This window comes from Aquamicrobium sp. LC103 (assembly GCF_001014615.2).
Classification (GTDB): Bacteria; Pseudomonadota; Alphaproteobacteria; order Rhizobiales; family Rhizobiaceae; genus LBCQ02.
The window spans coordinates 1-16832 of the sequence record NZ_LBCQ02000006.1 but is presented as its reverse complement, the minus strand read 5'-3'; the positions used below and the strand labels follow the sequence as shown (position 1 = coordinate 16832).

Below are 16832 nucleotides of genomic sequence, written 5' to 3'. Positions count from 1 at the left end.
GTATCCCGGCGCGCGATACCGAGCGCTCGGGATGGTTGTTGCCATGCGCATAATGTAGCTATTGCGCGATCAAGTCGAGGTCATAACGCGACAGCGGCCTCGGAGCCGCGTCGGTGGTCAGATATGTGCGGCCGAGCGTCATCGCCGTCTCGGTTTCGGAATCCATGATGATCATGTGCGCGAAGAGCGTCATGTCGGGCGCGATCGGCTCGGGATTGCCCGCATAGAACATCGGCGCGTCCATCCACGACGGCGTGAAGCGCGCGCCGAGCGAGTAGCCGCAGGCATTGAGCCGGTGACGGGTCAGCCCGTGGGCCTCCATCACGCGCGCATGGGCGTCGAAGACGTCGCCGAAGGTCTTGCCGGGAACCATGGCCTTTTCGACCGCCAGAAGCGCGTCGCGTGCCGCATCGAACAGCTCCTGGTGGCGCTTGGAGACCTTGCCGGTGAGGACCGTGCGCATCATCGCGGCATGATAATGGTGGTAGACGCCCGCCCATTCCAGGGTGAGCTGGTCGTTCTTGTTGAGCTTGCGGCGGCCCGCCTTGTAGCGGCAGAGCAGCGCGTCGGCGCCCGAGCCGATGATGAATTCGTTGGCGGGATAGTCGCCGCCGCCGGCGAAGATCGCGCCCTGCATGGCCGCGAGTATCGCGCCCTCGTCGCCGCCCTGCTTGATGAGGGGAAGCGCTGCGTCGAGCGCGTCGTCGGCCAGCGCCGCCGCCCGCTCCGCCTTCCTGATCTCTGCGGCGCTCTTCAGCAGGCGCAGGCGGCTGACGACGCGCGATGCATCCTCGATCGTGCCGAAGGTCTTCAACTCCTCGTCGAGCAGACGGCCGTTATAGGCGGTCAGCCCGTGGGTGTCGTACTCCACGCCGATGCGGCAGCCCAGAAGATCGAGATCGTTGAGCAGGTTGCGCAGTTCGGCGGCGGGGTTCACGCCCTCGCGGTCGGTCCACACGACGATGTTCTCGATCGTCGAGGTGTGGCGCGCCTGGCGCAGGTCGGCCGAGCGCGTCATCAGCACCATCGAGCCGTCCGACTTCACCACCAGGCATTGGAAGAAACAGAAGCCGAACGTGTCGTAGCCGGTCAGCCAATACATGCTTTCCTGCGCGAAAAGCAGCATGGCGTCGAGCTTGCGCTCGGCCATCTCGATCATCAGCCTGTCGCGGCGCGCGTCGAATTCGGTTTTCTCGAAATGCAGAGCCATCAACGCTCCTCCAGTACGATAGCGGATATCTGGCGCCCGTAGTCGGGTTCGTTCCGATGCGTGGTGCGCCGATAGGAAAAGAAAAGCTCGTCATCGGCATAGGTGCAGCGGCCGAGCTGGCTCGCCGAAACGCCGGCGGCCCGAAGTCGGTCCACCGTATAGCCGTTCAAGTCGAACATCGCATGCCCCGGCTTGACCGAGGGCGCGAAATAGCGCCCGTTGGAAACGTCCGACGCGGTGAAACGTTCGACGAATTCCGGACCGACCTCGTAATTTCCAGCGCTGATCGAGGGGCCGAGCACGGCCTCGATCCGATCGCGCCTGGCGCCGATGCCTTCCATCGCCTCGACCGTCGCCTCGAGGACGCCGGTGAACGCGCCCTTCCACCCGGCGTGCGCAGCGCCGATCACGCGCGCTTCGGCGTCGGCGAAGAGCACCGGCCCACAGTCGGCCGCCAGCACGCCGAGCGCAAGTCCCGGGCGATCAGTCACGAGCGCGTCGGCCTTCGGCCTTTCTCCGGAAAAGGGCTCGCGCACCACGAGTGCATCGGGCGAATGCACCTGGTACAGGGTGACGAGCCGGTCAAGCGCGACACCCATCCATTCGGAGACGCGGCGGCGGTTTTCGGCGACGTTGGCGGGCGCGTCCTGCGAGCCGACGCCAACATTGAGCCCCGAATAGATCCCCGTCGAAACGCCGCCGACCCTGGTGAAGAAGCCGTGCCTGATGCCGTCGGAGGCAAATCTTTCCAGCACTGGGGACCGGATAGGGTCCGGTCGAACAGTCTCGAGCATGCGCAGCCTTTATCCCTTTCGGCCGAGAAAATGAACAGGCGCGTCGACGCGCCTTGGCCGATCCGTCGCCGGATCGTGAGGCAGCGGCATCGTCAAGTCAATCCGCCCCGGTGGACGCGGAAGGCCCGCTGGCGACCCGCGCGACCTCCATCACCTTGAACAGTTTGCCCATTTCGGAGGGGCCGGCGAGCCGCTCGACCTCGCCGCGCAACCGTTCACGGGCGGCTTCGTCGGTGCTTGCCCCCAAGGCTCCGGCCCGCTCCAGCAGACCCATCCGAAGGAGGAAATCGCCCTGCGTGGCGATGCTCGCCCGCAGGCCGTGATCGCGTGCGGCTTGGGCGAGGGCGGAGAAATCGACATGGCTCGTCAGATCCGCTTCGCCCGGATGGGCGAGCACGTCGTCGAAGGCGTGGCGGCGCACCGCCTGCAGCGTGTCGCCGATCGCGGGCTCCGTATAGCCATAGTCGATGAAGAGGCCGAAACCGCCCCGCGCGGCGATCGTCGCGGCGATTTCCTCCATCAGCGCCGTGCGCGCCGGGGCGTATTCGAATATCGCCCCGGTCGGCGCATCCGCGGCGGCGGACGGCAGCACGGCCGGATCGAGCTCGGCCGCGCCGGCGGCGAATTCGAGCTCGCCCTCGTCGTCGAGCCTGACGACGCGCTCGCGCCAGCCATGCGCGGTCTTCACCGCCTGGCGCATCGGCAGCGCGTCGAAAAGCTCGTTGCCGACGATGATGAGCGGCCGTTCGGCAAGTTCCCCGGTTTCACGAAACCATCGCGGGGCGCCCGGTCCGTCAGCGAGCGTTTCCTTCTGGATCGCGGCCAGTCGCGGGCTGGCCTCGATCAGCGCGACATCGGCGCTGGCGATGAAGTCCGGGTCGAGCTTGCCGAGGGTGCGCAGCATGTCGCGCATCAGCGTCCCCCGGCCGGGACCGATCTCGGCGAAAGTGGCGGGCAGCGGGCTTCCGGCGGCCCGCCAGGCCGTATAGAGGCGCACCGCAACGAGCTCGCCGAACATCTGGCTCACCTCGGGCGCCGTGGTGAAGTCGCCGGCTGCGCCGAACGGCTCGCGCGTCGTATAGTAACCGGCTTGCGGGTCGAACAGGCAGGTTGCCATGTAGTCCGAGACGGTGATCGGACCCGCGGCGGCGATCAGCCGTCTGAGTCGCTCCTTCAGCGTCGTCATTTGAGGCGGGCGGCGGCGCGCTCGGCCCTCATCATCGCCCAGAGGCCGATCAGCACCATCGGCGTCGACAGCACCATGCCCATGGTGAGCCAGTTGCCGGCGAGATAGCCGAGCTGCGCGTCCGGTTCGCGGAAGAATTCGGCGACGATGCGCGACAGGCCGTAGCCGGTGATGAAGGCGCCGGCGACGAAGCCGGGCTTCTTGAGCTTCAGCGCCGAATGGGTGAGGAACCGCAGGACGATGAAGAGCACCAGCCCCTCCAGCGCGGCTTCATAGAGCTGGCTCGGATGCCTCGGCTCCGGACCTCCGGTTGGAAAGACGAAGGCCCAGGGCACGTCGGTCGGGCGGCCCCACAACTCCGAATTGATGAAATTGGTGACGCGCACCACGCCCAGCCCGACCGGAACGCCGGCGGCGATCGTATCGAACAGGCTCCAGGGGCTGAAGCCGCGCTTGAGGGCGAAGAGGATCATCGCCAGCGTGACGCCCGTCAGCCCGCCATGGAACGACATGCCGCCCTCCCATACCGCCAGCATGTCGAGCGGATTGGCGAGATAGCGCTGGAAATCGTAGAACAGGATGTAGCCGATGCGCCCGCCGAGCACGACGCCGAGCGCGGCCCAGATCAGGAAATCGTCGATGTCCTCCGGCTTGAAGGGCGCCTTGCCGTCCGCCCACAGGCGGTCGTTGGCGAGCAGACGTTTCGCATACCACCAGGCGAACAGGATGCCGACGACATAGCCGAGCCCGTACCAGTGAATGGCTAGCGGGCCGATCTGGAAGATGACGGGGTCGATGTTCGGAAACGGCAGGGCCGCCAGCGGCAATGCAAGATATTCGGTCAATTGACTGTTCCGCAGGCCGGTTGAAGTTGCACAGCATATGCGCGTGAAGGAAGGTCGAGGTCAAGGCGAGCCATGAGGCGAGAATATGACCTTGCATTTCCGCCGGCAGGCAACTACTTCCCAAGGAAACCGAAGAGGTCTCTCGCCATGTCCACCGGTCCGAACCGCATTCTCGACGAATTCGCCAAGCTGATGACGGATGCCGCCGGCGCGGCGCAGGGCGTGCGCCGCGAAGTCGAGACCGCCTTTCGCGGGCAGGCCGAACGCATCCTCAATTCGATGGAAATCGTCCAGCGCGAAGAGTTCGAGGCCGTGCGCGAGATGGCGCTGAAGGCACGCGCCGAGAACGAGAAGCTGGCGGCTCGGCTCGCAGCGCTCGAAGCGGAATTGGGCGCCGCGGCTTCGTCGAGCCGCGAAAAGCCCGCCGCCAAGCCGCGCGCGAAAAAAAATCCCTAGGATTTTTCCACATCCTCCGATCGCGAAAAACGCTTTGCCGAGAGTCGCTTAGGCTGCGCGCCTGAAAGGCTCCGCGGGCGTCTATCCACACCCGCGAGGGTCGCTTGCCCAAAAAAGGGCTGTTCACGCGACTCTGCATCAATAGACTGAATTTGTTGCATGATTCGGAACGCGCTTCGCGGGCCGCATGCGCCGGGCGTGGGGTCCGGTAGAGCTCTCGTATGTCTTGCTCGCCAGCCTGCCTTCGTCGGTAGCTGTTTTTGCGTCGCGTGTGCTTTGGGGTCTTGCGCGCACGGCGCCCTATTGGATGACGGGGAAGAGAAATGTCGATGAGCCTCCTTGAACTAGACGTCGCGCGCGATCTTCACCCGGTCGACGTGATCGAGCACGTGGCGAACATGAACGACTGGTCGTTCGAGCGCACGGGAGATGACGAGATCGCCATTTCCGTCGCCGGGACATGGAGCGACTATCACGTCTCCTTTTCCTGGATGGAGGATTTCGAGGCGCTGCACCTGGCCTGCGCCTTCGACATCAAGGTTCCCGAGAACCGGGTGCTCGAGGTCCTGCGGCTGCTTTCGCTGATCAACGAGCAGATGCTTTTCGGCCATTTCGACCTGTGGGAGCAGGAAGGCGCGATCATGTTCCGCCAGTCGCTCCTGCTTGCCGGGGGTGCGGAGCCGACCAGCCAGCAGGTCGAGGTGCTGCTTTCCAGCGCGCTCGAAGCCTGCGAATGTTATTTCCAGGCCTTCCAGTTCGTGATCTGGTCCGGCTCGACGGCGCGTGAGGCGCTTTCCAACGTTCTTTTCGAAACACAAGGTTCCTGTTGAGCAAGTCATGAGTTCAGACAACGAGTTGCGTCCGCAGATCGCTTTTCCCGATTTCGACAAGGTGGACATCAGGGCCGGCACCATCGTCATGGCCGAGCCCTATCCGGAGGCACGCAAGCCCTCGATCAAGCTGCAGATCGATTTCGGGCCGGAGATCGGCGTCAGGAAGTCGTCCGCCCAGATCACCAAGCACTACACGCCCGAGGCTCTGGTCGGCCAGCAGGTGATGGCGGTCGTCAACTTTCCGCCGCGCCAGATCGGCAAGTTCATGTCCGAAGTGCTGACCCTCGGCTTTCCCGACGAGGAAGGCGAGGTGGTTCTGGCCGCGATCGACAAGAAGGTGCCGAACGGGGGCAAGCTGTTCTAGGCATTTTCGGCGATCGCAACTTTCGACGTGATCCCATATGGCGGCATCTATTCGCTTCCGCCGTCGATCTGCTCCTCCTCCAGATGGCGCAGCGTGAGCTTGTACTGATCCGTCAGCCGCTGCTTGGCGAGTTCCACGTCGCCGTCGAGGGCCGCCTCCATGATCAGCCGGTGCTCCTCGTCCGAATCGCGACGCGGATAGGTGGTCGTCATCGAGACGTAGCGATAGCGTTCGGCGTGATCCATCATCTCGTTGCAGAAGCCGATCAGCCAGCTCGATCCGCATGCCGCGATCAGCGCGTTGTGGAAGGCGCGGTGCCTCACCTCCCATTCGCTGTTGTCGCCGCCTTCCTCGGGCAGGCGTATCCTGGTGCGTGACAGCCGATGGAAGGCGAGGACGATATTGTCCTCCCAGGCCTGCGTGCGGTTGGCGATCGATTCCTCCAGCGCTTTCGATTCCAGCCAGCACCGTGTCTTCACCAGTTCCCTCAGGCTCTCCAGCGAAAGCTGCGGCACGAAGAAGCCGCGCTGGTCGTGGCGGTCGACGAGATGCTCGGAGGAAAGGCGGTTGAGCGCTTCGCGGACGGGATTGGCGCCGGCGCCGTAGCGCGCGGCGACCTGGTCGATCTGCAGCTTCTGGCCCGGCTTCAGGATGCCCTTGAGGATGTCCTGTCGCAGCGCGCCATAGACCTGCGTCGCAGCCGTCACCTTCTCCGGGCGGACTTCGCCCGCCTGCTTCACGTCCGGCTGTCCGATCAGCGCCATGCGCCGCTCCAGGCGTGGTGTTTCGCACCGTTCCTCATGCGCTGGCCGCGCCTCCCGTGCTGGATTTATGCCAATAGACCAGCCGGCGCTCCAGCCACACGACGAACCAGAACAGCGCGAGGCCGAGCAGGCTGAGGAAGATGATCAGCGAGAAGACGCGCGGCGTGTTGAGTTGCGAGGCGGCGACGCGGATCAGCTCGCCGAAGCCCTTGCCGCCGCCCAGGAATTCGCCGGTGATGGCGCCGGCCATGACGCCGACGGCGGCGATCTTCAGCCCCGTGAACATCTGCGGCAGGCCGAGCGGCAGCTTCATCTTGAACAGGGTCTGCAGGCGGCTGGCGCCCATCGTCCTGAAGAGCATGCGCGCGTTCTCGTCGGCCGCATGCAGGCCGGCGGCCGTGCCCACGACGATCGGGAAGGTGGCGATGAAGGCGGCAAGCGCGACCTTGGACGAGATGCCGAAGCCGAGCCAGGCCAGGAACAGCGGCGCGAAGGCGACCTTCGGCATGGTATCGATCGCGACCAGATAGGGAAGCACCGCGCGCTCGCCGAAAGCGAATTCGCCGACGAGCACGCCGAGCAGGAAGCCGATCGTCAAGGCGATCAGGAAGCCGAAGATCACCTCCTTGATGGTGATCCACATCGCATCGAGCATGTAGCCGCCCGACAAAAGGTTCTTGGCGACGAAGACGATATCCGCGCCGGTCTCCCGCGGCCCCGGCAGGATGATCGGCGAGACGATGCCGAGCGCATGAACCAGTTGCCACAAGGCGATGAAGGCGATGAGGATGCCGGCCATGCCGATCGAGCGCGGTATCCGGTCGATGAAGGAGACATGCTCGCTCCATACGGTATCGGGTCGCCGCGCGACGCTGCCGGTTACGGTCGTCATAGGAAAGCTCCCTCGTCGAGCCGCGCGCGAATGCGGCGGACATAGTCGCCGAATTTCGGGTCGGTCATCATGTCCAGAGTGCGTGGACGCGGCAGATCGACATGCACCGTTTCCACGAAGGTTCCGGGCCTCGGCGACATCACATAGACCGTGTCGGAAAGGATCACGGCCTCGGGGATGGAATGGGTGATCAGGAAGGCCGTCGCCTTGCGTTCCAGGCAGATGCGCTGCAGCTCCATGTTCATGAAGTCGCGCGAAAGCTCGTCGAGCGCGCTGAACGGCTCGTCGAGCAGCAGGACGGCGGGCTTGGTGATCAGCATACGGCAGATCGCGGCGCGTTGCGCCATGCCGCCCGAAAGCTCGCTCGGCCGCTGGTTCTCGAACCCCTTCAGGCCGACCAGCTCGAGCAGGGCGCGCGCCTCGTCGTGCTTGGCCCGGGCGGCGGCCTTGCCGTCGCGGATCTCGATCGGCAGAACGATGTTTTCCAGCGTCGTGCGCCAGGGAAAAAGCGTTGCCTGCTGGAACATCATGCCGATGTCCTGGCGCGTGCCGGTGACCGGCGTCTCCTCCAGATAGACGCCGCCTTCCGATGGCGGGATCAGGCCCGCCATGATCTTCAGGAGCGTGGTCTTGCCGCAGCCCGAGGGGCCGATGACCGAGGAAAAACTTCCCTCGGTCAGGCTCAGGTCGATCTTCTGCAGCGCATGCAGCGAGCGGCGGGCATAGCTCTTCGCCACGCCGTGCAGTTCGTATACGGGCCGGCCCGTCTGCGGGCCGGCGCTTTCGGTGGCGAGCCGCCGCGCGGCGGTCATTCGTTCCAGGCCTTCACGAAGTCGTTGGTGTAGGCGGCTTCGAGATCCTCCAGCGGCTTGTCGATCGCGCCGGTCTCGATAAGGCTTTCGTGCCACATCTGCCAATGTTCCGGCGGCTGGTAGCCGAAGCCGTTGGACCCGTCGAGCGGCGTCATGCGGTCCTGGATGGCCGTCAGAAGGGCCGCGGCGAACTCCTTGTCCTCGCCCTCCTGCGGATTGCCGGTGGCCGCGTGCTCCAGCACCTTGTCCTTGTTGGCGGGATCGAGGCCGAACTTCGTTCCCTTCACCAGCGCCTTGCCGAAACCTTCCACGACGTCCGGATTTTCGTCCAGATAGGCGCGGGTGACGGCCCAGCCATTGCCGAAGAATGAAAGGAACTCATCGGGCGTGATCTCGCGCAGGGGGATGCCGCGCGATTCGATGATGGCCGCGTCGCTCACCGCCGCCGCGTAGGCGACGACCTCGTCGTTGAGGAAGGCGGCCGCGGCCGTTCCGCCGTCGCCGACGGCGAGGAATTCATAGTCCGTCTTCTCCTCGAGGCCCGCATCGGAAAGGATGGCGCGGCTGAAGCCGACCTCGGCGCCGTCGGCGGTGCCGACGCCGACGGTCGTGCCCTTCAGGTCGGCGGGCGACTGCACTTCCGCGTCGTCCTTGACCACGAGGCCGAAGATCGATTTCGGGAACTGGTTGTAGATGAAGACGACGTCCTCGCCGCGCGCGCGGGCGCCGAGAAGCGGGCCGGGGCCGGGATTGCCGATCTGCGCCTGGCCGGCCGCCATCGATTGCAGCACCGAAGCCGAACCGTTCACCGCCTCCACGGTGACGTTCAGCCCCTGTTCCTTGAAATAGCCCTCGCCGATCGCGACGTGCAGCGGGAAATTGTTGATCGCCGAGGGATTCGGCACGACGATGGTGATGTTCTTTTCCTGTGCATAGGCGCTTGCGCCGACGATCGACGCAATCGCGACCAGCGCCGCCATCGCGGTGCGGCCCGGTATCCGACCCGTTCTCATCTGACTTCCTCCCGTGGTTCGGCCGGCGTTCCGCGCCAACCGAAGATATAATCTACATTTTTGCCTTACCCTGTCAAAAACCTATTTCTTGTGCGCAGCAGAATAGATTTGTGCGGCGCAAGAAGAGTCTCAGGGAGGAAGAGGGGGTGCCGGAACACTCTCCCATAATCTTCAAAAACCCACATGGAAACAATGCATTGTATCGCATTTCACCTGCGACACAATTCTTGTGTCGGGCGTTACGGAAAGGGTTGTGCATTGCAATAATAAATAGATGTAATGGCTGAACTTGAAAGATCGTAGATTTTTTCGTGCATGACCAATCTTTATGTGCTTACGTTCCTTCCTCAGCGTGTCCGCAATTGAGGAGGGGAGACATGGCCAGCAGTCAGTATGTGATCGAGGCGCCGGAACAGCCGAGCCTCGCGGTGGCGGGGCAGGACGATCGATTTCCGGTGCGCCGCATCTATTGCGTCGGCCGCAACTATGTCGCGCATGTCCGCGAGATGGGCGGCAACGAGGAGCGCGATCCGCCGATCTTCTTCCAGAAGCCGGCCGACGCGATCGTCGGCGACAACGCCACGGTTCCCTACGCGACCATAACCGAGAACTTCCATCACGAGATGGAGCTGGTCGTGGCGCTGAAATCCGGCGGGTACAACATTTCCGAGGCGCGGGCGCTCGACCACGTCTACGGCTACGGCGTCGGGCTCGACATGACGCGCCGCGACATCCAGGGCGACGGCAAGCCGTGGGAGATCGCGAAGTCCTTCGACCAGTCCTGCCCTTGCGGACCGCTTTCGCCGGTCGAGAAGGTCGGCCACATTTCCAGCGGCCGCATCAGCCTCACGGTCAACGGCGAGACGCGGCAGGATTCCGACATCGACCTCCTGATCTGGAAGGTTCCCGAGATCATCGCCACGCTCTCCACCTATTTCGAATTGAAGGCCGGCGACATCATCCTCACCGGAACGCCGCACGGGGTCGGACCGGTCCAGCCGGGCGACGTGCTGGTTGGCAGGATCGACGGGCTGGAGCCTCTCACGGTGAAGATCGGCCCGCGTCCGGCCTAGAATATTCCGGAGGAAGCGGACCCTTTGTGCCGGAGAAACGCACCCTCCGACCCTTTGCACAACGAGCTAGATGCTCAGCGCACGAATGCGAGCGTGGCGAATCTCCGGCGCATGGCGCTGACGTCCTTCGCCACGGCCGCGGGGTCGTTCGTCTCCAGTCCGCGTATGACCAGTTCGGCCAGTTCCGGCATGTCTTCCTTCGTCATGCCCCAGCGGACGATCTCCGGCGTGCCGATCCGCAATCCGTTCAGATCACCTTCCACGGGATCGATCGGCAGGCCGATGCCGCAGGCGAGGATGTTGGCGCGCCGCAGCGTCTTCGACGCTGCCTGTCCGCCGCCATAGCGCGCGGCTTCGATCGCGAACTGGTGCGAGGTCGTCGCGCCTCGCGAGGTCCTGAACACCGGCGCGCCGCGTGCCGCGAGTGCTTCGGCGAGCGCCGCCGCCGTATCCGCCATCGCCCCGGCATAGGCTTGGCCATGTTCGCGCCAGTCGAGCATGGTGATTGCGAGGGCGGCCGACTTCGCCGCGTCGAAATTCGCCGTCATGCCGGGAAAGGCGATGGCGTCCAGCCTCTCGGCCAGCTCAGCGTCGTTGGTCACGATCAGCCCGCCCGCAGGTCCGCCGAGGCTCTTGTAGGTGCTCATCGTCATCAGATGCGCGCCTTCGGCCAGCGGGTTCTTCCACGCCTTGCCCGCGATCATCCCGCATTGGTGCGCCGCGTCGAAGAGCACGTGGGCGCCGACCTCGTCTGCGACCGCGCGTATTTCGCGCACCGGATGCTGGAAGAGGTTGAGGCTGCCGCCGATGGTGATCAGCTTCGGCTTGGTCCTGCGCGCGAGCTCGCCGAGCGCGGGGAGATCGACGGTGTAGCCGTCGCGATTCACCGGGGCAGGGTGGATGTCGAGCCCGTAGAGGCCGGCCGCGCCGGCCTTGTGGTGGGTCACGTGCCCGCCGACCTCGGCCGGTGGCGCGATGATCGCGTCGCCGGGCCTGGCGGTCGCCATGAAGGCGTAGAGATTGGCGAGCGCGCCTGAGCCGACCCTGATCTCGGCATATTTCGCCTCGAACACCTCCGCGGCCAGCTCGGCGGCGATCACCTCGATCTTCTCGATCGCCTCCAGGCCCATCTCGTATTTGTCGCCGGGATAGCCGAGCGACGGCCGGGAGCCCAGGCCCCTGGCCAGGAGCGCTTCCGCCTTGGGGTTCATCACATTGGTCGCGGGGTTGAGATTGATGCAGTCGCTCTCGTGGATGCGCTGGTTTTCGTCGACGAGTTCGAGGATGTGCCGCTCGACCTCGTCCGCGTCGACGGCAGTGCCGGCCGCGATTTCCTGAATGTAAGCTTCGCACCGAGCGGGAACCCAGTCCCGTTTAGCCAGATGTGTCACGCCGCCTCCACTGGTTTTTTTCAGGCAGGCTATCGGCAGAAGGCGAGGGCCGGCAAGCCGGAACCGTTGGACCAGGTCCGCGCCGCGCGTGATGTCAGGCGGGCACGCGGATCACGGCGCGCAGGCCGCCGAGCGGGCTGTCCTCCAGCGAAATGTCGCCGCCATGGCTGCGGGCGATGTCGCGGGCGATGGAAAGACCGAGCCCAGTGCCGCTGGCGTCCTGGTTGCGCGCGCCGTCGAGCCGCACGAAAGGCTTGAAGACGTCCTCCCTGCTCTCGGCCGGGATGCCCGGCCCGTCGTCGTCGACGATGATCAGCAGCGAGCCGCGCGCGTGTGTCGCCGTCACCTCGACGCTCTTCGCGTAGCGGAAGGCATTGCCGATGACGTTGGCGAGAAGGCGCGAGAAGGCGTTCGGCCGCACCAGGATTTCCGGGTTTCCGGTCAGCGTCGCCGTCAGCTTGCGCCTGCGCAGCTTCGCCTCCTCCGTCAGCTTGTCGAAATAGACCTGCAGGTCGAAATCGCCGGCATCCTCGCCGGATTCGCCGCGGGCGAAGGCAAGGTAGCCTTCCAGCATCGACTGCATGTCGTCGATGTCCTGGTCGAGCGCCTCGCGATCCATCTTCGAGCCGCCCAGCGCGAGCTGGAGCTTGAAGCGCGTCAATATGGTACGCAGATCGTGGCTGACGCCGGTCAGCATCGCCGTGCGCTGCTCGATCTGGCGCTCGATGCGCTCGCGCATCTGGATGAAGGCGACGCCGGCGCGCCGAACCTCGTCGGCGCCGCGCGGACGGAAATCGGCGGGCATCGGCCGACCCTTGCCGAAGCTTTCGGCCGCCTCGGCGAGCTGCAGGATCGGGCGGATCTGGTTGCGCAGGAAGGCGACCGCGATCGCGATCAGCACCAGCGACGTGCCCACCATCCACAACAGGAAGATATGGGTGTTGGAGGCGTAGGTCTGGCTGCGGCGCGCAAAGACGCGCAGCACCTTGCCCTCGAGCTGGATGCGGATTTCGACGATGTTGGAATTGCCGACCGTGTCGAGCCAGAACGGCCGGTTGATCTGGCGCGTGATCTGCTGCCCGAGAAACTCGTCGAGGATCGAGAAGAACGGCTTCGGCCCCGGCGGGGGCAAGGGGTCGGGCGGCAATATGTCGATCTTGAGCCCCAGCCGCTCCTGCGCGATACGGATGACGTTGGCGTAGTTGTCGTCCGACGGATAGGTCTCGATCATGTCGATGATCGCCGCGATGTCGCGCGTCACCGCGGTCGAGAGCCTGAGCGTCACCGTCTGCCAGTGCCGTTCCATGAAGACGAAGGCGATGACCGACTGCAGGAGCAGCATCGGCGCGATCAGAATGATGAGCGTGCGCGCGTAGAGCCGCTTCGGCATGTAGCGGGCGATCATGCGGAACAAGCCCGTTCCGCCGCGCGGCACCGTCTGGTTGCGGATCAGCTTCGCCTTTTCATCTGTCTCGTCGGCCGCCGATAGGTCGGAAGTCGCCATAAACCCTTTCCCGAACGTGATGGCGGGAAAGCCGCCCATTCATGGCGACAATCTATTCCACGCTCAGCCTGTATCCAACTCCGCGCACCGTCTGCAGCCAGACAGGATTCGACGGGTCGCGCTCGATCTTGCGGCGGAGCCTGTTGATCTGCACGTCGATCGTGCGTTCGCCGACCTCGGAATCCGTGCCCACCAGCTCGTGTCGCGGGATCGTGTCGCCCGCGCGCTCGGCGAACATTGCGAGGATTTCCTGCTCGCGGTCGGTCAGTTTCAGAATCTCGCCGCCCTTCTTCAGTTCCCGCCTGGCGATCTGGAAAGTATAGGGCCCGAAGACGATCTGCTCAACCTTCGGCGTCGGCTGCGGGCCACCGCGCTTCAGGATATTGTTGACCCGCAGGATGAGCTCGCGCGGATCGAACGGCTTCGGGAGATAGTCGTCGGCGCCCGCTTCCAGGCCGGAGATTCGGTTGTCTGTCTCCGAAAGCGCCGTAAGCATCAGGATCGGGACGTCCTTTTCCGTGCGCAGCGACTTCGTCAGTTGCACGCCGGTTTCGCCAGGCATCATCACGTCGAGGATGATCAGGTCGAAATCCAGTCCCGCCAGCTTGCGCCGCGCCTCGTCCGCGTTGCCGGCCACCGTGATCCGATAGCCGTTCTCGGCCAGGAACTGCTTGAGGAGGTTCCTGATGCGGGTATCGTCGTCGACGACCAGAAGATGCGGCGCGTCGTCGCTCGGGGGTACCGTTTCCTGCACCATGTGTGCTCCTTGCTTTCAAGGCTTGAGGTCAGCCGGCCTCGCGCTTTCCACTTTGCCGATAGTCGAGAGGTTCATCCTTCGATGTCAACTCGTCTTTCGAGCGCCTGTCGATCTGCTCGCGCAGTTCCGGATCCACCATCGCCTTGAGGAACCTTTCGATCGCGGCACGGTCGACAGTCGCTGCTTCCGCCAGTGCATCAGCGATGCGGCGGGACTGTGGCGCTGCCAGCTCCATCAGGAGCGCGCGTCCCTTGGCGGTGGGGTAGAGCTCGCGCTGCCTGCGGTCGCGCGGACCCTGGACCTGGATGATATGGCCCGTGTCTATGAGCTGCTTGAGGACACGCGCCAGGCTCTGCTTGGTGATCTTCAGAACGTCGAGCAGTTCCGCGACCGTCAGTCCGGGTCGGCGGTTGACGAAGTGGACGACGCGGTGGTGCGCGCGTCCGAAGCCGTATTCGGCAAGGATCTGGTCCGGATCGGAGGTGAAGTCCCGATAGGCGAAGAAGAGCAGCTCTATGATGGTGAAATCGATCCCTTCCTCGCCGTTCAGCGGCGATCTGATGGGCATGTCGACGGGGGACTTGCGCTCTGTCGTCAAAAGTCGGTTCTCACTTATTGTCCAAATTTACGTCAGCCTTGTTGACATAAATGGCACGTGGTGGTAATTTTTGCCAATCTTTTCGGCGTAATGCGAACGAAAAGGCAAGTTTGGGCGGAATTTTCCGGAACTTCCTTCATTGGAACTCGCATTTGACGTAGGTTTGGCTACGCCTGCGCCGAGGAGCAAATGCGCGCGTAGAGCGCCCAACAAAAAACCTATGCCTAGGGAGATATATCGATGGCATCCGTTCCTTTCGACCAGTTGGATGGTCATATCTGGATGAATGGCGAATTCGTCAAATGGTCGGAAGCCAAGATTCACGTACTTACCCATGGCCTGCACTATGCAAGCGCCGTGTTTGAAGGCGAGCGTGCCTATGGCGGCGAAATCTTCAAGCTGACCGAGCATACCGAACGCCTGCACGAATCCGCGCGAATCCTCAGCTTCAAGATACCTTATTCCGTCGCCGAGATCGACGACGCCTGCCGCCAGCTCCTGCGCATGCAGGGCTTCCAGGACGCCTATGTCCGTCCGATCGCCTGGCGCGGCTCGGAGATGATGGGCGTGTCGGCCCAGCACAACCGCATCAATTGCGCGATCGCGATCTGGCAATGGCCGAGCTATTTCGATCCGGAGCAGCGGCTCAAGGGCATCCGTCTCGACATCGCCGAATATCGCCGCCCCGATCCACGCACCGCGCCGTCGAAGTCGAAGGCCGCCGGTCTCTACATGATCTGCACGCTTTCCAAGCACGCGGCGGAAGACAAGGGCTATGCCGATGCCATGATGCTCGACTGGCGTGGTCAGGTGGCCGAGGCGACCGGCGCCAACATCTTCTTCGTCAAGGACGGCAAGATCCACACGCCCAAGCCCGACTGCTTCCTCGACGGCATCACGCGGCGCACGGTGATCGGTCTCGCCAAGGCGCGCGGCATCGAGGTCGTCGAGCGCGCGATCATGCCGGAGGAAATGGAAGGTTTCGAGCAGTGCTTCCTTTGCGGAACCGCGGCCGAAGTCACGCCGGTTTCCGAAATCGGCCAGTACCGTTTCCAGGTCGGCGAAATTACCCGTCTGCTGATGAATGACTACATGAACGAAGTTCAGCCGAAGAAGGCGGTCGCGGCCGAGTAAAGAGGCTGCCGTCAGTATCGAAACCAAGGACGAGCGGCTCTTCGGGGCCGCTTTTTCTTTTGTCTTGCCGGCATACGGCATTTGACTTTGGTATAATTCGGGCTTCCACTGACGCGCCGGCCGAATCCCAGCCGGTTTAGAGAGGGAAAACGTCACATGGAAGCGCTTCTTCCGATCATTGTTCAGGTGATTGCCGGCGTTGTTGGTGGTGGAGCGGTCGGCGCGGCCTTCAAACAGGTCGCGATGAACCAGGTGGTGAAAATCATTTCAGGTGCGGTAGGCGGTGTCGGCGGCGGCATGCTGCTGGACAATCTTGCCGGCGGTGGCGGTGCGCTCGGCGGATTGCTGGGCGACGCGATCGGCGGCGTCGCCGGTGGTGGTATCCTCACCGCCATCATCGGCGCGATCATGGGCGCGATGAACAAGCGTTGAGCCCGGATCAAATCCTCGCGGGCGGCCTCTCCCGGGCCGCCCGTTTTTTGTTGTTTGTGTGGACGCGGCGCCAGATGCCGCCTATGTCGCGGGTATGAGCACGAAAGGAGACCAGCATGGGTGAGCTCAGGGCCGGCATCATACCCGTCACCCCGTTCCAGCAGAATTGCACGATCCTGTTCGACGAGGCCGAAAAGGTCGGCGTCGTCGTCGATCCGGGCGGCGAGGTCGACCGCATCCTCGCGGCGATCAGGGACAACGGCCTGACGATCTCGCAGATCTGGATCACTCACGGCCATATCGACCATGCCGGCGGGGCGATGGAGCTCAAGGACGCGCTCGGGGTGGACATTGTCGGTCCCCATGAGGACGACGCGCCGCTGCTGGCGAATCTCGCCAATCAGGGCCGCAAGTTCGGCCTCACGGATCCGGTGCGCAACTGCACGCCGGACCGCTACCTCACCGAAGGGGAGAAGGTTTCCTTCTCCGGCCATGAATTCGAGGTGCTGCATTGCCCCGGCCACGCGCCCGGCCATGTCGTCTTCTACAACCGGGCGGCCAAGTTCGCCCATGTCGGCGACGTGCTGTTCCACGGTTCGGTCGGACGCACCGATCTTCCCGGCGGCGACCACGCCGCACTGATCCGCTCCATCAAGGAGAAGCTGCTGCCGCTCGGCGACGATATCGGCTTCATCTGCGGCCACGGGCCGGGCGGACGTTTCGGCGACGAGCGCCGCTCCAACCCTTTCCTGGCATGAAAAAAGCCCGCCAATG

The 16832-nt window shown here is 64.1% G+C and carries 19 protein-coding genes; 7 read left to right on the top strand and 12 right to left on the bottom strand.

Features of this window, described 5'->3' with window-relative positions; all coding sequences use genetic code 11:
* Positions 1-58: 58 nt before the first annotated feature.
* The 4 genes from XW59_RS12680 to lgt all read right to left on the bottom strand — a co-directional run bounded on the left by XW59_RS12680 (position 59) and on the right by lgt (position 4035).
* Positions 59-1210, bottom strand: a complete 1152-nt coding sequence (locus XW59_RS12680; protein WP_047145730.1) for a Xaa-Pro peptidase family protein — start codon at positions 1208-1210, stop codon at positions 59-61.
* Entirely contained in the window at positions 1210-2004 is a 795-nt protein-coding gene (gene pgeF / locus XW59_RS12675; RefSeq protein WP_047145729.1) for a peptidoglycan editing factor PgeF, read from the bottom strand. Before pgeF ends, XW59_RS12680 begins: the two co-directional genes overlap by 1 nt.
* Before the next feature lie 97 nt (positions 2005-2101).
* The gene (locus tag XW59_RS12670) at positions 2102-3190 is read right to left on the bottom strand and encodes a class I SAM-dependent methyltransferase (protein ID WP_047145728.1); all 1089 of its coding nucleotides are present in this window, start codon (positions 3188-3190) and stop codon (positions 2102-2104) included.
* On the bottom strand, positions 3187-4035 hold the full coding sequence (gene lgt, locus XW59_RS12665) for a prolipoprotein diacylglyceryl transferase (RefSeq protein WP_047145727.1): 849 nt from the start codon (positions 4033-4035) through the stop codon (positions 3187-3189). The genes XW59_RS12670 and lgt overlap by 4 nt, the downstream gene beginning before the upstream one ends.
* A 147-nt stretch (positions 4036-4182) precedes the next feature.
* On the opposite strand from lgt, the gene XW59_RS12660 reads away from it, so the two are divergent.
* The 3 genes from XW59_RS12660 to XW59_RS12650 all read left to right on the top strand — a co-directional run bounded on the left by XW59_RS12660 (position 4183) and on the right by XW59_RS12650 (position 5688).
* Positions 4183-4491 (top strand): accessory factor UbiK family protein, encoded by a 309-nt coding sequence (locus XW59_RS12660; RefSeq protein WP_047145726.1) that lies wholly within the window; start codon positions 4183-4185, stop codon positions 4489-4491.
* 329 nt (positions 4492-4820) lie between these two features.
* The gene (locus tag XW59_RS12655) at positions 4821-5321 is read left to right on the top strand and encodes a YbjN domain-containing protein (protein ID WP_047146009.1); all 501 of its coding nucleotides are present in this window, start codon (positions 4821-4823) and stop codon (positions 5319-5321) included.
* Between the two features lie 7 nt (positions 5322-5328).
* Entirely contained in the window at positions 5329-5688 is a 360-nt protein-coding gene (locus tag XW59_RS12650; RefSeq protein ID WP_047145725.1) for a tRNA-binding protein, read from the top strand.
* A gap of 47 nt (positions 5689-5735) precedes the next feature.
* On the opposite strand, the gene XW59_RS12645 is transcribed toward XW59_RS12650, so the two are convergent.
* The 4 genes from XW59_RS12645 to XW59_RS12630 are packed head-to-tail and all read right to left on the bottom strand — an operon-like array spanning position 5736 to position 9169.
* Complete coding sequence (locus tag XW59_RS12645; RefSeq protein ID WP_047145724.1) at positions 5736-6452, bottom strand: GntR family transcriptional regulator; 717 nt, start codon at positions 6450-6452, stop codon at positions 5736-5738.
* A gap of 34 nt (positions 6453-6486) precedes the next feature.
* Complete coding sequence (locus XW59_RS12640; RefSeq protein ID WP_047145723.1) at positions 6487-7344, bottom strand: ABC transporter permease; 858 nt, start codon at positions 7342-7344, stop codon at positions 6487-6489.
* Positions 7341-8156: an ABC transporter ATP-binding protein gene (locus tag XW59_RS12635; protein ID WP_137327020.1), complete on the bottom strand. Its 816-nt coding sequence runs from the start codon at positions 8154-8156 to the stop codon at positions 7341-7343. The genes XW59_RS12640 and XW59_RS12635 overlap by 4 nt, the downstream gene beginning before the upstream one ends.
* On the bottom strand, positions 8153-9169 hold the full coding sequence (locus tag XW59_RS12630; protein ID WP_052958149.1) for an ABC transporter substrate-binding protein: 1017 nt from the start codon (positions 9167-9169) through the stop codon (positions 8153-8155). Before XW59_RS12630 ends, XW59_RS12635 begins: the two co-directional genes overlap by 4 nt.
* Before the next feature lie 377 nt (positions 9170-9546).
* Here XW59_RS12630 and XW59_RS12625 point away from each other — a divergent pair, with 377 nt between their 5' ends.
* On the top strand, positions 9547-10242 hold the full coding sequence (locus XW59_RS12625) for a fumarylacetoacetate hydrolase family protein (protein ID WP_047145720.1): 696 nt from the start codon (positions 9547-9549) through the stop codon (positions 10240-10242).
* A 74-nt stretch (positions 10243-10316) separates the two neighbouring features.
* Here XW59_RS12625 and XW59_RS12620 read toward each other — a convergent pair whose 3' ends face one another.
* The 4 genes from XW59_RS12620 to XW59_RS12605 all read right to left on the bottom strand — a co-directional run bounded on the left by XW59_RS12620 (position 10317) and on the right by XW59_RS12605 (position 14462).
* Positions 10317-11633 carry an aminotransferase class I/II-fold pyridoxal phosphate-dependent enzyme gene (locus XW59_RS12620; protein WP_047145719.1) on the bottom strand — a complete coding sequence of 439 codons (1317 nt, stop codon included), beginning with the start codon at positions 11631-11633 and terminating at the stop codon, positions 10317-10319.
* 94 nt (positions 11634-11727) lie between these two features.
* Positions 11728-13038 carry an ATP-binding protein gene (locus XW59_RS12615; protein ID WP_047146008.1) on the bottom strand — a complete coding sequence of 437 codons (1311 nt, stop codon included), beginning with the start codon at positions 13036-13038 and terminating at the stop codon, positions 11728-11730.
* 151 nt (positions 13039-13189) lie between these two features.
* Positions 13190-13894 carry a response regulator transcription factor gene (locus XW59_RS12610; protein ID WP_047145718.1) on the bottom strand — a complete coding sequence of 235 codons (705 nt, stop codon included), beginning with the start codon at positions 13892-13894 and terminating at the stop codon, positions 13190-13192.
* Positions 13895-13922: 28 nt separating this feature from the next.
* Positions 13923-14462, bottom strand: coding sequence for a MarR family transcriptional regulator (locus XW59_RS12605; RefSeq protein ID WP_047145717.1), 540 nt, complete (start codon positions 14460-14462; stop codon positions 13923-13925).
* Positions 14463-14732: 270 nt separating this feature from the next.
* On the opposite strand from XW59_RS12605, the gene XW59_RS12600 reads away from it, so the two are divergent.
* From XW59_RS12600 to XW59_RS12590, 3 genes are all read left to right on the top strand, one after another.
* Entirely contained in the window at positions 14733-15626 is an 894-nt protein-coding gene (locus XW59_RS12600) for a branched-chain amino acid aminotransferase (protein ID WP_047145716.1), read from the top strand.
* 156 nt (positions 15627-15782) lie between these two features.
* Positions 15783-16058, top strand: coding sequence for a hypothetical protein (locus XW59_RS12595; RefSeq protein WP_047145715.1), 276 nt, complete (start codon positions 15783-15785; stop codon positions 16056-16058).
* A 116-nt stretch (positions 16059-16174) separates the two neighbouring features.
* Complete coding sequence (locus XW59_RS12590; RefSeq protein ID WP_047145714.1) at positions 16175-16816, top strand: MBL fold metallo-hydrolase; 642 nt, start codon at positions 16175-16177, stop codon at positions 16814-16816.
* Positions 16817-16832: the final 16 nt, after the last annotated feature.

What these genes read in the sequence shown, in the direction of transcription:
- XW59_RS12600 (WP_047145716.1), top strand. Translation starts at nt 14,733, where the DNA reads ATGGCATCCGTTCCTTTCGACCAGTTGGATGGTCATATCTGGATGAAT.
- XW59_RS12630 (WP_052958149.1), bottom strand. Translation starts at nt 9,169, where the DNA reads ATGAGAACGGGTCGGATACCGGGCCGCACCGCGATGGCGGCGCTGGTC.
- XW59_RS12660 (WP_047145726.1), top strand. Translation starts at nt 4,183, where the DNA reads ATGTCCACCGGTCCGAACCGCATTCTCGACGAATTCGCCAAGCTGATG.
- XW59_RS12590 (WP_047145714.1), top strand. Translation starts at nt 16,175, where the DNA reads ATGGGTGAGCTCAGGGCCGGCATCATACCCGTCACCCCGTTCCAGCAG.
- pgeF (WP_047145729.1), bottom strand. Translation starts at nt 2,004, where the DNA reads ATGCTCGAGACTGTTCGACCGGACCCTATCCGGTCCCCAGTGCTGGAA.
- XW59_RS12635 (WP_137327020.1), bottom strand. Translation starts at nt 8,156, where the DNA reads ATGACCGCCGCGCGGCGGCTCGCCACCGAAAGCGCCGGCCCGCAGACG.
- XW59_RS12640 (WP_047145723.1), bottom strand. Translation starts at nt 7,344, where the DNA reads ATGACGACCGTAACCGGCAGCGTCGCGCGGCGACCCGATACCGTATGG.
- XW59_RS12625 (WP_047145720.1), top strand. Translation starts at nt 9,547, where the DNA reads ATGGCCAGCAGTCAGTATGTGATCGAGGCGCCGGAACAGCCGAGCCTC.
- XW59_RS12650 (WP_047145725.1), top strand. Translation starts at nt 5,329, where the DNA reads ATGAGTTCAGACAACGAGTTGCGTCCGCAGATCGCTTTTCCCGATTTC.
- XW59_RS12615 (WP_047146008.1), bottom strand. Translation starts at nt 13,038, where the DNA reads ATGATCGCCCGCTACATGCCGAAGCGGCTCTACGCGCGCACGCTCATC.
- XW59_RS12655 (WP_047146009.1), top strand. Translation starts at nt 4,821, where the DNA reads ATGAGCCTCCTTGAACTAGACGTCGCGCGCGATCTTCACCCGGTCGAC.
- XW59_RS12595 (WP_047145715.1), top strand. Translation starts at nt 15,783, where the DNA reads ATGGAAGCGCTTCTTCCGATCATTGTTCAGGTGATTGCCGGCGTTGTT.
- XW59_RS12605 (WP_047145717.1), bottom strand. Translation starts at nt 14,462, where the DNA reads ATGCCCATCAGATCGCCGCTGAACGGCGAGGAAGGGATCGATTTCACC.
- XW59_RS12680 (WP_047145730.1), bottom strand. Translation starts at nt 1,210, where the DNA reads ATGGCTCTGCATTTCGAGAAAACCGAATTCGACGCGCGCCGCGACAGG.
- XW59_RS12610 (WP_047145718.1), bottom strand. Translation starts at nt 13,894, where the DNA reads ATGGTGCAGGAAACGGTACCCCCGAGCGACGACGCGCCGCATCTTCTG.
- XW59_RS12645 (WP_047145724.1), bottom strand. Translation starts at nt 6,452, where the DNA reads ATGGCGCTGATCGGACAGCCGGACGTGAAGCAGGCGGGCGAAGTCCGC.
- XW59_RS12670 (WP_047145728.1), bottom strand. Translation starts at nt 3,190, where the DNA reads ATGACGACGCTGAAGGAGCGACTCAGACGGCTGATCGCCGCCGCGGGT.